Origin of the sequence: Collimonas pratensis, assembly GCF_001584185.1 — a bacterium.
Lineage (GTDB): Bacteria > Pseudomonadota > Gammaproteobacteria > Burkholderiales > Burkholderiaceae_D > Collimonas > Collimonas pratensis.
This window is the reverse complement of the sequence record NZ_CP013234.1, coordinates 5172653-5185915: the sequence shown is the minus strand read 5'-3', so window position 1 is coordinate 5185915 and position 13263 is coordinate 5172653. Positions and strand designations below refer to the sequence as shown.

General features: G+C 58.6%; 11 protein-coding genes. 2 read left to right on the top strand and 9 right to left on the bottom strand.

Going from position 1 to position 13263, the window contains the following annotated elements; translation table 11 throughout:
• Positions 1 to 558: 558 nt before the first annotated feature.
• The 6 genes from CPter91_RS23065 to CPter91_RS23040 form a co-directional block, all read right to left on the bottom strand.
• Entirely contained in the window at positions 559 to 1614 is a 1056-nt protein-coding gene (locus CPter91_RS23065; RefSeq protein ID WP_061944740.1) for a CobW family GTP-binding protein, read from the bottom strand.
• 83 nt (positions 1615 to 1697) lie between these two features.
• Positions 1698 to 2300, bottom strand: coding sequence for a Fur family transcriptional regulator (locus CPter91_RS23060; RefSeq protein ID WP_061944738.1), 603 nt, complete (start codon positions 2298 to 2300; stop codon positions 1698 to 1700).
• Positions 2301 to 2415: 115 nt separating this feature from the next.
• Complete coding sequence (gene xerC / locus CPter91_RS23055) at positions 2416 to 3390, bottom strand: tyrosine recombinase XerC (RefSeq protein ID WP_061944735.1); 975 nt, start codon at positions 3388 to 3390, stop codon at positions 2416 to 2418.
• 26 nt (positions 3391 to 3416) lie between these two features.
• Positions 3417 to 4082 (bottom strand): DUF484 family protein, encoded by a 666-nt coding sequence (locus CPter91_RS23050; protein WP_061944732.1) that lies wholly within the window; start codon positions 4080 to 4082, stop codon positions 3417 to 3419.
• A gap of 201 nt (positions 4083 to 4283) precedes the next feature.
• Entirely contained in the window at positions 4284 to 5483 is a 1200-nt protein-coding gene (locus CPter91_RS23045; protein ID WP_061944729.1) for a porin, read from the bottom strand.
• A gap of 362 nt (positions 5484 to 5845) precedes the next feature.
• A complete protein-coding gene (locus CPter91_RS23040; RefSeq protein ID WP_061944727.1) occupies positions 5846 to 6964 on the bottom strand; it encodes a porin in 1119 nt (372 codons plus the stop codon).
• 422 nt (positions 6965 to 7386) lie between these two features.
• Between CPter91_RS23040 and CPter91_RS23035 the strand changes: the two genes are divergently transcribed.
• Positions 7387 to 9006 carry a tetratricopeptide repeat protein gene (locus CPter91_RS23035; protein WP_061944725.1) on the top strand — a complete coding sequence of 540 codons (1620 nt, stop codon included), beginning with the start codon at positions 7387 to 7389 and terminating at the stop codon, positions 9004 to 9006.
• Here the strand turns inward: CPter91_RS23035 and dapF are convergent.
• From dapF to CPter91_RS23020, 3 genes are read right to left on the bottom strand one after another with little or no spacing between them, the layout of a single operon-like run.
• The gene (gene dapF, locus CPter91_RS23030) at positions 9003 to 9869 is read right to left on the bottom strand and encodes a diaminopimelate epimerase (protein ID WP_061944723.1); all 867 of its coding nucleotides are present in this window, start codon (positions 9867 to 9869) and stop codon (positions 9003 to 9005) included. The genes CPter91_RS23035 and dapF overlap by 4 nt on opposite strands.
• Before the next feature lie 42 nt (positions 9870 to 9911).
• Positions 9912 to 10805 carry an LpxL/LpxP family acyltransferase gene (locus CPter91_RS23025; protein ID WP_061944720.1) on the bottom strand — a complete coding sequence of 298 codons (894 nt, stop codon included), beginning with the start codon at positions 10803 to 10805 and terminating at the stop codon, positions 9912 to 9914.
• Entirely contained in the window at positions 10802 to 11659 is an 858-nt protein-coding gene (locus CPter91_RS23020; protein WP_061944718.1) for a lysophospholipid acyltransferase family protein, read from the bottom strand. Before CPter91_RS23020 ends, CPter91_RS23025 begins: the two co-directional genes overlap by 4 nt.
• Positions 11660 to 11946: 287 nt before the next feature.
• Here CPter91_RS23020 and metK point away from each other — a divergent pair, with 287 nt between their 5' ends.
• Entirely contained in the window at positions 11947 to 13107 is a 1161-nt protein-coding gene (gene metK / locus CPter91_RS23015) for a methionine adenosyltransferase (protein ID WP_061944715.1), read from the top strand.
• Positions 13108 to 13263 lie beyond the last annotated feature (156 nt).

Below are 13263 nucleotides of genomic sequence, written 5' to 3'. Positions count from 1 at the left end.
TTTTCAATTTTATCCGTTGATCCGGCGCTTGCAGGCTTGCTGCGGGTGTTGCTGGCGCCGGATCTGGCCGTTGGTGAACTCAGTTTCTTTGTAGCAGAACTACTGGTCGCTGTTTTACGCGTGACTTCCTTACGCGTTACTTCGTTATGCGTTGCCTCGTTGCGCCTTTCCTTGTCAGCTGCAGGATCGGATTTTGTTGCAGTCGATGATTTCTTGGCTAGGGATTTTACAACAGGTTTGGGAACGGGTTTGGCAACTTTGGTTACGGCCTTGGTCGCGGTTGCTGCAGGGGCTTCGGGTTTTCGTTGCGCCCCGGCGGAGAGTTTGGCCGATTTTTCAGCTGATTTTGCGCCGCTGCCAGCAGTTTTTCCGGCGACAGCAGGGGCTTGGCCCGTTTTCAGGGCTTTGCTTGATGACGTCAGTTTCCCTTGCGAGACCGTTGCTTTGGCGGCGGTCTTTTTGTCGGTCAGGTTCATGGTCCTCTCCCTTAATCAGCGGCCAAAGGAAGATGCTATTGGCCTGCTATCCAGTGATTTCCCAGCGCAAAACTGCCATAGTTTATACCAAACATTGCTCCAGACCGCGAATAAAGATGTCTTTCGGCAGATTCTTGCCGATGAAGACCATTTTGCTGCCACGTGTTTCATTTTCATCCCATTTGCCGCCGACGTCGCTGCCCATGATCTGATGCACTCCTTGAAACACCACCTTGCGGTCGGCGCCATCCATCAACAATACGCCTTTGTACCGCAACATGCGCGGTCCGTATACCTGCACCAGGCTGCCGAGGAATTCATCCAGGCGGGCGGTATCGAAAGGTCTTTCGCTTTTGAACACAAAAGCGGCGATTTCATCGTCATGGTGGGCATGATGGTGGTCGTGGCGATGGTGCTCATGATCGTGAGCATGGGACGGATGGTCGCAATCGTCGCCGCTATGCTCGTGGGCGTGTTCTTCCGTTGCCAAAAAGTCAGGATCGATTTCCAGCTTGGCGTTCAGGTTGAAGCCGCGGATATCCAGGATTTCTTCAATCGGCGTATGTAGCGAATCGAGGGTAATGACCGGCGCGCGCGGATTGATGCGTTTCAGGCGGGTGGTCAGGGCAGCAGCTTCGGCCGGGCTCACCAGATCGGTTTTGGAGAGCAGCAGCTTGTCGGCAAAACCTACCTGCCGCTGCGCTTCTTCCTGTTGATCAAGCTGCATCATGGCGTGTTTTGCATCGACCACGGTAACAATGGCGTCCAGCATGAAGTGCATCGCTACTTCGTCATCGACAAAGAAGGTTTGCGCCACCGGACCTGGATTGGCCATGCCGGTGGTTTCAATGATGACGCGGTCAAAATTCAGTTCGCCGACGCTGCGGCGGCGCGCCAGCGTGGTCAGCGCGACGATCAGGTCGCCGCGCACGGTGCAGCAGATGCAGCCGTTGTTCATTTCAACGATTTGCTCGGTGCTGTCTTGCACCAGGATTTCGTTATCGATATTTTCCTGGCCGAACTCGTTTTCAATCACGGCAATCTTGTGGCCGTGCTGCTGCTGCAGGATGCGGTTCAGCAAAGTGGTTTTGCCGGCGCCGAGAAAGCCGGTCAGGATGGTGGTAGGAATAAGAGCCATGGCGGGTTCGAGAAGTGTAAGAGGAGAGAGGGTTTGAGCGGGGGCCGCTGTCTGCGCTTGCAGATGGCGGTCCAGGCCGCCGGCTAGTGCACGCAGTCGGCGCACCAGCCTTTGATCGTCAATTCGATTTCATGGCCTTGGAAGCCTTTGCCCAGCGTGTCCTGCAAGGCTTGCTGCAGCTGCTTGCGCAGCGCTGCCGGGCTGCTGCCGGCATGCTTGTCGCCGAGCGCCAGTATGCTGTCCAGGAAGCCGGCGTCGCCGCTGCCGTCCAGGCAAAAGACCTTGGCGCAACGCGTGCATTTGAAATGCCCGTGCTGATGCTGGGCATGATGGCCAGGGTCGCCATGCGCGCCGCCATCGCCATGCTCGGCGCCGGCGCTGTAGCGGAACACGCGGTCGTCGCCGGCAATCTTGTGCGCCAGGCCGGCATCGGTCAGGCAGTCGAGCGCGCGGTACAGCGTGACCCGGTCCATGTCGACGAACTGATCCTGCATGTCTTGATGCGAAAAGGCGCAGCGCGCTTCCAGCAAGGCGGTCAAGACCTTGATGCGGGCCGGCGTAATGCGCAAGGCTACCTCGCGCAGCTGCGCTTCGGCCAAGGCGGCAGCTTGCTGGCGGGGACTTGTCTTGGCTGCGGCTGCCGTCGCGGTGCCGGTTACGGGTTTGGATTTTTGCCCAGGATTCATGGTGTGAGGCCGGATAAATAAGGATTCAATTATGCCTGAAATGCAATTCAGTTGCATCTTTGCCGTTGCATTTGCGGCAAACGGCCCGTTTGCGCGGTTTGTCCGCTGCTTGTCTTCACTTGCCGGTGATTTTTTTTGCTCGCGGGTGGGCGGCATCGTAGACCTGCGCCAGGCGCTGGAAATCCAGCGAGGTGTAGACCTGGGTAGCGGCGATCGAAGCATGTCCCAGCAGCTCCTGCACCGCACGCAGATCGCCGGAGCCCTGCAGCATGTGTGAGGCGAATGAATGGCGCAACATGTGCGGATGGACATTACTGCCGACGCCGAGCGCCTGGGCATGATGCTTCAGGCGCAATTGAATCACGCGCGGCGACATGCGGCTACCGCGTTCAGTCAGGAACAGCGCAGCGGCATGCTCGCCCTGATCGCTTTTCAGCAGCGTCTGCCGCTGCGGCAGCCAGGCGGCGATAGCACGTATGGCGGGGCCGCCAACCGGCACGCTGCGTTTCTTGCTGCCTTTGCCGGTGACAGTCACTTCGGCGCCTTCCAGGTCGATCCAGCCGGCCGATTCATAGCCGGCCTGGCGCGTGTACTGCAAATCGAGCCCGGCCAGCTCGGAAACCCGCAAGCCGCTAGAGTACAGCAGTTCGAACATGGCCTGATTGCACAGCGCCATGCTGGAGCCGGCATCGGCCAGCGGATTGCCGCTGGCGACCAGGTGGATGGCGTCGTCGGCGGCCATTGCCTTGGGCAGCGGCTTGGCGCGTTTGGGCGCCTTGACGCCTTCGACCGGATTGCTGGCAAGCGTGGTCTGCTGCGCCAGCCATTCGAAAAAACCGCGCCAGGCAGACAGCTTGCGGGCAATGGAACTCGCCCCTAAGCCGCGCGAGTGTAATTGGGCGGCAAACTTGCGGATGTGGAAATAGCTGAGCGCGGCAAATTCCCACTGCGCGCCCAGCGCTTGCATCAGGCTGGCCAGTTCCTTGAGGTCGCGGGCGTAGTTGCTGATGGTGTGCGCGGATAACTGGCGCTGGCCCGCCAGGCTATCCAGGTAGCCGCTGAGGTAGGACTGGTTGGTGGTGGCATCCACGGGTGTCGTCGATTGGCGTCGCGCGCTTATTCGAGCAGGCAGGCTAGCGCAGCGCTGGCGGTTTCGCCGATCTGCACCAAAAAATCAGTCGCCATCTCGGCGCTGAAGCGTTGCGCATCGGGCGAACCCAGCACCAGCAGGCCGAAGGTCGGCGACGATGCCGAACCGCTACGCAGCGGCAGCATGGCGATCGACTGCACATCCTGTTCCAGCCAGGAAGCGGCTTCAAAGTCATTATTGCTGCCGCAGAACGGCATGCTCAAGCCGTTGGCAAAAATCTTGACGTCCTCGGACGCCGCTGCTGCAAACCAGGTATGCGCATAGGAAGCCGCCACGCCCCACAGCCGCAGGGTCGCCTGTGGCACGGCAAAAGTGGTGCGCAAGCCGTCCACCAGCGTGTGCGGTAAATCGACATCATTGCGCGCCAGCAGCAGGCTGCGCGCCCAGCCGAACAGTTTCTGGGCGCTGGCGTCATTTTCCTGGGCATTGCGCACCATGTCCGCCAGCCGCAGGTCTTGCACCTTGATTTTCTCGCGCAGTATTTCCATTTGCCGTTCCTGCAACGATACGGCGCGCCCCAGCAGTGGGCTGCTGAGGCGGATTTTGCCCAGCAGTTCGGCGTGTTCTTCGAAGAAGTGCGGCGAGTCGAGCAGATATTGGGCAACGCTGTCTTGATCCAGGGAGGAGGTCATGTGCTGTGTGTCGAAGGTAAAAAAGAGAATGACCTAGGGTACACCGCTATGCGGCAGTATGACAACCGCAGGCGCGTGCAGAGTCGCCCGGGAGAATGCGGCAGGCGATAAAAAAAGCCCACATGGCGAACCATGTGGGCTTTTTAGATCTTGATTCAAGTAACCTGGCCCGCTTGCTGCTGCGGGTTCGGTCAACTTAAATTAGAACTTGTGACGGATACCAACTGCAACGGCGGTCTGGTTGGCTGTGCCACCAGTGCCATCGCCGTAGACGCCTGGGTTAGCTGCGTTCTTGGCTTGCAGGTACGAAGCGAATGCATACAGGTCGGTACGCTTGGACAGGAAGTAGTCTGTACCCAGGTTGTACTGGATCAGCTTGCCGTTGCTGTTCAGGCCAGTGCCATCAGGAACGAAAGTCAGCTTGTTGTACTGAACGCTGCCCAGCAGGTGCAGAGGAGCAGTCACAGCGTAGTTGACGCCCAGTTCGAAGATGTCCGACTTGCTGTTGTTGACCGAACCAACGCTGTAGAAGTTCGGAGCACCGGAAGCGCTGGTCAGCGCAGTTGTGCCGTTCCATGCAGTAGCCAGTGGCTGCTTGACGCGCGACCAGTTACCGTACAGGCGAGCAGGACCAGCTTGGTAGCTTGCGCCCAGGCTGAATACCTTCAGGGCCGTATCGCCAGCGTTGCCAGCGAATTGTGTGCCGTTGGTCAGGGACACGTCAGCTGGAGTATTGCCCAGCTTCGATTGGTAGTAAGCAGCATACAGACCCAGTGGGCCGTTTGCGTACTGACCGCCCAGACCGAACGATTGACCGCTCGAAGTTTGACCTGCTGTTTCGCCGAAACCATAGATCAGGCTGCCGGTGAAGCCGGACAGGTCTGGTGTGTTGTAACGGATCGAGTTGTTAGTACGTGTACCTTCCAAGCGGTCCAGATTGTGACCGACGGAACCAGTTACACCACCGAAGTCTTGAATCGAAGTCCATTGGCTGACGTCGTCCAGGATGTCAGTTTGACGACCCAGCAGAACGGAACCGAAGTTGCCGCCCAAACCGACTACCGATTTACGACGGAACAGGTTAGTCGAACCCTTGTCGCCTTGCAGGGCGCCAGTGTCGTTTGCGAAACCAGCTTCCAATTGGAACAGAGCCTTCAGACCGCCGCCCAGATCTTCAACGCCTTTGAAACCCAGACGCGAACCTTGGATAATGCCGGAGTTAACGGAGAATTTGCTGCCGTTCGCGGACGATGTGCCGTTAGGACCGCCGTTTGCAGTCGAAACCTTGTTTGCGTAAACGATACCAGTATCAACGATACCGTAGATGGTGACGGAAGTTTGAGCTTGTGCTGCACCTGCGATTGCGCCGAGTACGGCCAGTGCGATTAGTGATTTCTTCATTTGACGTCCTTTATTGAGAAAACTGTCTTAAGGATCCGTACATCTTGCCGGATGGATGAACATTAAGGGGTCTGGCCATCTATGCTGGCGGTTTGGTTTCCTGTGGCGCTATAAATTGGTCGAAATTGAAGAAGATTGTTAATTGTGTTGTATTTTTGTGACAGGCAGGGGAGGGCATGGGCAGCGCTTGCAGCGGCCCGGACTAGCGCAAATTGAGATATTGCGGGATGGGTAATTTGGCAATTACGCATGTTGCGTAATTGGTATCAGGCTTTTTGCCAAAGCTGGTAAAAGCCCGGGACGGCGTCGCCGTCCGGGAGTTGATGCTACAGCAAGCTTTGCCGCCAGGCGGCTAACGCATATTAGAACTTGTGGCGGATGCCAATTGCAACGGCCGCCTGGTTGCTCTTGCCATCGTCGTTCTGCACGGCAGGAGCCGAGTAATTGCCGACCGGTGCACCGTTCTTGCCCTTGGCGTAGGAAGCCAGGGTGTACAGATCGGTGCGCTTGGACAGGTAGTAATCCGCGCCCAGATTGACTTGGGTGACTTGCGGCTTGGAGTTGTTGCCGGCAGTGTTGCCATCCAGCGAGTACTGGGTGTGCTGTACCGAAGCCAGCAGGTGCAGCGGGGCGGTCAGGGCATAGTCGGTGCCCAGTTCAAAAATGTTCTGCTTGTATTGCTCAGGAACATTGATACGCGACCAGTTGCCATACAGGCGAGCTGGACCAGCCTGATAGCTGGCGCCCAGACTGAAGGTCTTGTTCATGGTGTCGCCTTCGGCAACCGGGTTCAGCTGGAACAGTGGCGCTGTATCAGCGGAATTCTTGCCTGCCTTCGACTGATAGTAGCCTAGGTAAGCACCAAGAGGACCATTGTCGTAAGCAACGCCGCCGCCGAAAGCCTGGCCATTGGAGTTGGCGCCGGCTTCTTCGCCGAAGCCGTAGATGGCGCTGGCAGTCACGCCGCTGAAGCTTGGCGAGTTATAACGGATCGAATTCTGGGTGCGCGAACCTTCCAGGCGGTCGCCGACGTGCGGGCTGCCGACGAAATTGCCGAAATCCTTGACCGAGGTGTACTGATGGCCGTAGTCGTCCAGGACGTCGGATTGACGGCCCAGCAAGACGCTACCGAAGTTGCCGCCCAGGCCAACCACCGATTTGCGGTTAAACAGGGACTTGTCTTGTTCGAAGCCGCCGGTGTCGGTATTGAAGCCTGCTTCCAGCTGGAACAGGGCTTTCAGGCCGCCGCCCAGGTCTTCCACGCCCTTGAAGCCGATGCGGGAAGTGTCGATGTTGCCGGAGCCGACGCCGAACTTGCTGCCGCCCAGGCGGCTGTTGGCGTCGACGTTGCCTGCTGGGACATTGTTGTTGGAGAAAGTAACGCCAGCATCAACGGTACCGTAGATGGTGACCGAGCTTTGCGCTTGTGCTGCACCGGCGATGGTGCCGAGTACTGTCAGTGCGATGAGTGATTTTTTCATTTGACGTCCTTTAAATAGAAAACGGTGTTAAGCATCCGTACGTCTTGTCGGAGGATTGAACCTTAAAGGCACTTACTCGTTTCGCCTGGAGTTTGGTTGCTTGCGGATTTATAAATTTGTCGAAACAATAAGTATTCGTCGGTTTCGTTGTATTTTTACTACGAAATTCTGAAGAATATTCTTATCGGAAGTCAATTTATGATTAATTGAGCGAAGTTTGTAGGTTTTGACGACATTTAAGTAAATTTGTAGGATTATTCCATCCTTGTTTTTCCTGGAAGGGATTTCAATACTGTCGCTAAGCAGGGATCCCAGGAGGCGGGTTGATTGTTGTGCAAAAGATGCATATTTTGTGAAAATTTTGTAAAAACAAAATTTAATGTATTTATCAAGCATAATTTACGTTTTGATAGTGGATGCTTATGGCTAAACGTGAAGACTTGGCGATTATCCGTGCTGCCCGTGCCGGGCAGGGGCCGGCACAACTGGCCTTGGGAAAACGCTATCTGTTTGGCGGCAACGGTTTGCCGCAAAGCTTGTCGACGGCGCTGCATTGGCTGGATCGGGCCGCGCAGCAGCAAGAGTCGGAAGCCTGGATGCTGATTGGCAGCCATATCCCGCTGGATGTGGCGCGCGCTGCCGCCAATCCGCTCGATCTCTGCGTCTGGTACGAACGCGCTTTTGACGCCGGCCTGATGCAGGCCGGGCTGGTGCTGGCGCAACTGGTGCTGACCGGCGACAGCCAGGCGGCCATACAACAGGCATCGCCCGGATTGCGCGAGAAGGTGATCAAGGTGCTGGAAACTGCGGCCAATGCCGGCGTTGCCGAAGCCCAGTGGCTGCTGGCCCAGCATGCCGACATTGCGCCGCCGGTCCTGCTCGAGAGGAAAAGCCCGGCCGAGCGCGTTATCGCGAATCAGCCGCGCAAGCCGGCTGACGCACAGGCAGAGCAGGACGCCACCCTCAAATGGACGGCCCGCGCCGCCGACGCCGGCGTCACGCAGGCGCAGCAATCGCTGGCCCAACTGGCCTGGGAAAAGGCTGACTGGCCGGTATTTCTGGAAAGAGCGCTGCCGCTGGCCAAGGCGCTGGCCGAGCAATATGCCGACATCCTGGCGCAATTGAATGTGCCTTCGGAAACCCTGGCGCGTCAGCTAGGCGAAGAAAACCTGTCGATCCTGCTGCGCTGCGCCCAGGTGCTGCAGAACAGCGCCAGCTTCGATGCTGCCGAAGTGCAGCAGTTTCTTGAGCTGGCAGCGTTCGGCGACGACAAGGCAGCCCAGCTGGCGCTGGGCCTGTGGTATGCCCGCATGAACAGCGACGGCGAACGCTTGCTGGTGGGAACCGGCTCGGCCAACTATAAAAAGGCGATCCGCTGGCTGACGCTGGCTGGAGAGGCCGGTCTGGCGGACGCTTGGTACGCCTTGTCGCGGATCTATCTGAAGTCTGAATTTTCGCAGCGCAACCTGGTCGACATGCAGCGCCACCTTGAGCATGCCGCTGAAATGGGGCATTGCGCGGCGCAGCTGGAATGTGGCCTAAGCGCCTGGCGCAATCGCCGCGAAAAGCTCGCCAACGATGTCCGTGCAGTGTATTGGCTGCAAAAGGCGGCGGCGCAAGGCAGCCGCGAAGCTGCCGATCTGCTGGCGAAGATTGCCGACAGCGCCACGCCGGCGGCCTGGGCCGAGTCGGCCAGGCAGCAGCTGACGCGCGAGCTGGTCAAAGCCCATCCGTTTCTGGCGGCGCGGATTGAACTGGCGACCATCTTTGGCTTGAGCCGGCCGGAAGCCTTGCTGCTGGATTTGAATCAGGCCGATTGCGGGCATTGCCTGGTGGTCGACATCCGGGTGCATTATGCGCGCAGCAAGCGGCGCCTGATCCAGATCCAGACCGGCGACGAGCGTCAGGCACTGAGCCGGATTGCGCGCTTGTTTGAAGACGTGGATTGTGGGCCAAACGGCCCGGAGGGCAATTACCGCCAGCGCCTGTACCGCTTCAAGGCTGCGGTCGCCGCCGCCGGCGATGCCGACGACGAGATCTAATTGCCGACGGCAGCGATCTCGATTTCGCCTTCGAACACGGTGACCGCAGGGCCAGTCATCATGACCGGCTGCTGACCACCGGCCCAGGCAATCGACAATTCGCCGCCATGGGTCTCGACTTTCACCGGTGTGTCCAGCAGGCCGCGGCGGATGCCGGCGACTACCGCGGCGCAGGCGCCGGTGCCGCAAGCCAGCGTTTCGCCGGCGCCGCGTTCGAACACACGCAGTTTGATGTGATGGCGATCGAGCACTTGCATGAAGCCGGCATTGACCCGTTTCGGGAAGCGCGGATGATGTTCAATCAGCGGTCCGTCGATCAAGACCGGCGCTGCTTCGCTGTCCTCGACCACTTGCACCGCATGCGGATTGCCCATCGAGACCACCGATATCCAGACTTGCTTGCCTTGGATTTCCAGTGGCCATAGGACATCGTCGCCCTCTGTGCGGCTATCCAGGTTGGCGGCGTCGAACGGCACCGCGGCCGTCGTCAGTATCGGCGCGCCCATGTCGACCGTGATGCGGCCGTCGTCTTCCAGCCTCGGCTCGATGATGCCCGACATGGTTTCCACGCGGATGGCGCGCTTGCTGGTCAGGCCCTTGTCGGTAACAAATTTGACGAAGGCACGGGCGCCGTTGCCGCATTGCTCGACTTCGCCGCCGTCGGCGTTATAGATGCGATAGCGAAAATCGACGCCTTCCGCCGGCGATTTTTCCACCACCAGCATCTGGTCGGCGCCGACGCCAAAGCGGCGGTCGCCAAGATGCTGCCATTGCGCCGCGGTGAAGTTGATCTGCTGGCTGATGGCGTCGATCACGACAAAGTCGTTGCCGGCGCCATGCATTTTTGTGAATTTGAGTTTCATGAGGCTATTATCGATTAAACCGTGTTCCGCTGCATCGCTGTTTCAATTCTGCTCTGGCGCCGCGGCGGTGTAAACATCGGCCTGTCCCGGCGGCCGGCTCTTGAAACGTTTGTGAGCCCAGAAATATTCGGCCGGCGCTTCCAGGATGCGGGCTTCGATGAAGGCGTTCATGCGGCGGGTGGCTTCTGTCATGTCATCGCCCGGATAGTTCTCCCAGGCCGGATAAAAGGTGACCTTCCAGCCTTTGTAGCCGGGCAGGAAAGTTGCAATCATCGGCACCACATTGGCTTTGGTGGCGGCGGCGATCCTGGCGGTGGCTGTCAGCGTGGCGGTCGGCACGCCAAAAAACGGTACGAATTCCGCGTCTTTCATGCCGAAATCCATGTCCGGCAACATGATGAACGGATAGCCCTCGCGCATGGCGCGGATGATGGGCTTGACGCCCTGCTCGCGGGAAAACAATTTGACCGGACGGAAGCGCGAGCGTCCTTTCAGCAGCGCGGCATCGATTACGGCGTCCTGCTGGCGGGTATAGATGGTGCAGATCGACAGCGAGGAATTCAGCACCAGCGCAATACCTGGAATTTCCAGGCAGACGAAATGCGGACAGAGCAAAATGGTGGGGCCGGATTGCAAGGTGCTGAGCGGCAGTTCGGATTCGATCTTGATCAGGCGCCGCAAGCGCGTTTCGGAAGCCCACCACAGCACGCTGCGTTCCAGCACGCTGCGCGAGTAAGCCTGGAAATGGCGGCGCGCCAGCGCTACCCTTTCCTGTTCGGGCATGTCGGGAAAGCACAGGCGCAGGTTGGTCAGGGTGATATGGCGCCGCGGCTTCATGATGATGAACAGCAGCGAACCCAGCGCTTCACCGACCGGGCCCAGGATCCATAACGGTAAAAAATGCGCCAGCCACAGGAGCCACAGCAAGGCCCTCATGCCTGTGGCTCCTGCGCGACGGCTGCCGGCGCCACTCCTGGCGGCGTCTTGTAGCGGTTGTAGCTCCAGATATATTGCGCCGGGCAGCGCGCGATCAGTTGCTCCATCGCCTGGTTGATCGCCAGCGTTCTTTGCTCTGTCGAGTGGCCCTCGGTTTCCTTGAAGGGTACAAAGCGGATCATATAGCCGCGTCCGAACGGCAGCCGTTCGGCGTAAGAAAGGATGAGCGGCGCGCCGCTCATCTGCTGCAGCTTGGCCGGCAGCGTCATGGTGTAGGCCGGGCGGCCAAAGAAATCGGCCCATATGCCTTCGCCGTTTTGCGGCACCTGGTCCGGCAGCAGGCCGATCGCCTGGCCTTTCTTGAGCGCCTTGAACAGGGTGCGCACACCGGCCAGGCTGGCCGGCGCCAGCAGCAGGTTATGGCGTCCGCGCGCGCCTTCGATGAGCGGCTTGAGGGCGGCTTTGCGCGGCGGCCGGTACAGCGCGGTCAGCGAGGTCTTGGCGGCGATGGCCTGGGCGATGATTTCAAAACAGCCCAGATGCGGGGTCAGGAAGATCACGCCGGTCTTGGCGTCCAGCGCCGCCTGCGCCAGCTCCCAGTTTTCGATGGTGGCGGTACGTAGCACCCGTTGCGGCGAGGCGCACCAGATGAACGGCAGCTCGAACATGCTTTTTCCGGATTCGCTGACCGCTTGTGCCAGGTGCGCCTGGTAACCGGCCCGCGTCAGATTCTCTTTGAGTTTCTGGCGATATGAAGACGAGAGCAGATAGACCAGCCAGCCGCCGGCCGTGCCTATTGCGTGCAGGAAAGATAACGGGAGTTTCGATAGCAGGCGAAAGAGTGTTACGAGCATTAGCGGAGGCCTAAAAGAGCCAAACATAGCCCAAAAGGGGCTGGATTTTGCTGATTTTTTTCAAGAGGCGTAAAATAGCACAATAGTCTGCAATTCAAACAGCGCCGCTGTTGCCCCTGAGTTGCAGATAGATTGCTTATCAGAATCATCTTAATATATAGTAATCAGCATTATCCGCCGAGTTAATAGACAACTTGCGAGGCGGAATACAAATTTCGCTAAAGCGTCGCAGGCTCAACTGGTTTGACTGCGACATGGTCACCACTTGTTTTTTGTTGGAGCTTGCAATGGCACATGAATACCTCTTTACCTCGGAATCCGTTTCCGAAGGTCACCCCGATAAAGTCGCGGATCAAATCTCCGATGCGATTCTCGATGCAATCTTTACCCAGGATCCGCACGCCCGGGTCGCTGCCGAAACCCTGTGCAATACCGGCCTGGTAGTACTGGCTGGTGAAGTCACCACTTTCGCCAATGTCGATTACATCGCCGTTGCGCGCGAAACCATCAAACGCATCGGCTACGACAATGCTGACTACGGCATCGACTACAAGAGCTGCTCGGTGCTGGTCGGCTACGACAAGCAATCACCGGATATCGCCCAGGGCGTGGACGAAGGCAAGGGCCTCGATCTCGACCAGGGCGCAGGCGACCAGGGACTGATGTTCGGTTACGCTTGCGATGAAACGCCGGAACTGATGCCTGCCGCAATCTACTACGCGCACCGGATCGTCGAGCGCCAGTCGCAATTGCGCAAGGACGGCCGCCTGCCATGGCTGCGTCCAGACGCCAAATCGCAGGTGACATTGAAATACGTCGATGGCATTCCTGTCGCGATCGATACTGTTGTGCTGTCGACCCAGCACGCGCCAGAGATGCAGCACAAAGCGATTGAAGAAGCGGCGATCGAAGAAATCATCAAGCCGGTGGTGCCGAAGGAATGGCTGCAAAACACCCGCTACCTGATCAACCCGACCGGCCGCTTCGTCATCGGCGGCCCGCAAGGCGACTGCGGCCTGACCGGGCGCAAGATTATCGTCGATACCTACGGCGGTGCAGCACCGCACGGCGGCGGCGCTTTCTCCGGCAAGGATCCTTCCAAGGTCGATCGTTCGGCAGCCTATGCCGGCCGCTATGTGGCGAAGAATATCGTCGCCGCCGGCCTGGCGACCCGCTGCCAGATCCAGGTGTCGTACGCGATCGGCATCGCCAAGCCGACTTCGGTGATGGTGACCACTTTCGGCACCGGCAAGATCAGCGACGAAAAGCTGGCGCAGCTGGTGCTGGAGCACTTCGACCTGCGTCCGAAGGGCATCGTGCAGATGCTCGACCTGTTGCGCCCGATCTATCAAAAAACTGCCGCCTACGGTCACTTTGGCCGCGAGGAGCCGGAATTCACCTGGGAACGCACCGACAAGGCTGCCGCGCTGAAGGCTGCTGCTCTGTAATAACTGGTTCGGCATGACGAGGGCTGCTTCCTCGCCATGCCGGATGCCGAATATCGGCAGCGCCAGAATCGTGCTTTGCACGATGGTAACGACTTGCTACACTGATCGCCTCAGTGACTCTTCCACAAGAAAGATGCCAGCGCTTTACTTTGCCTT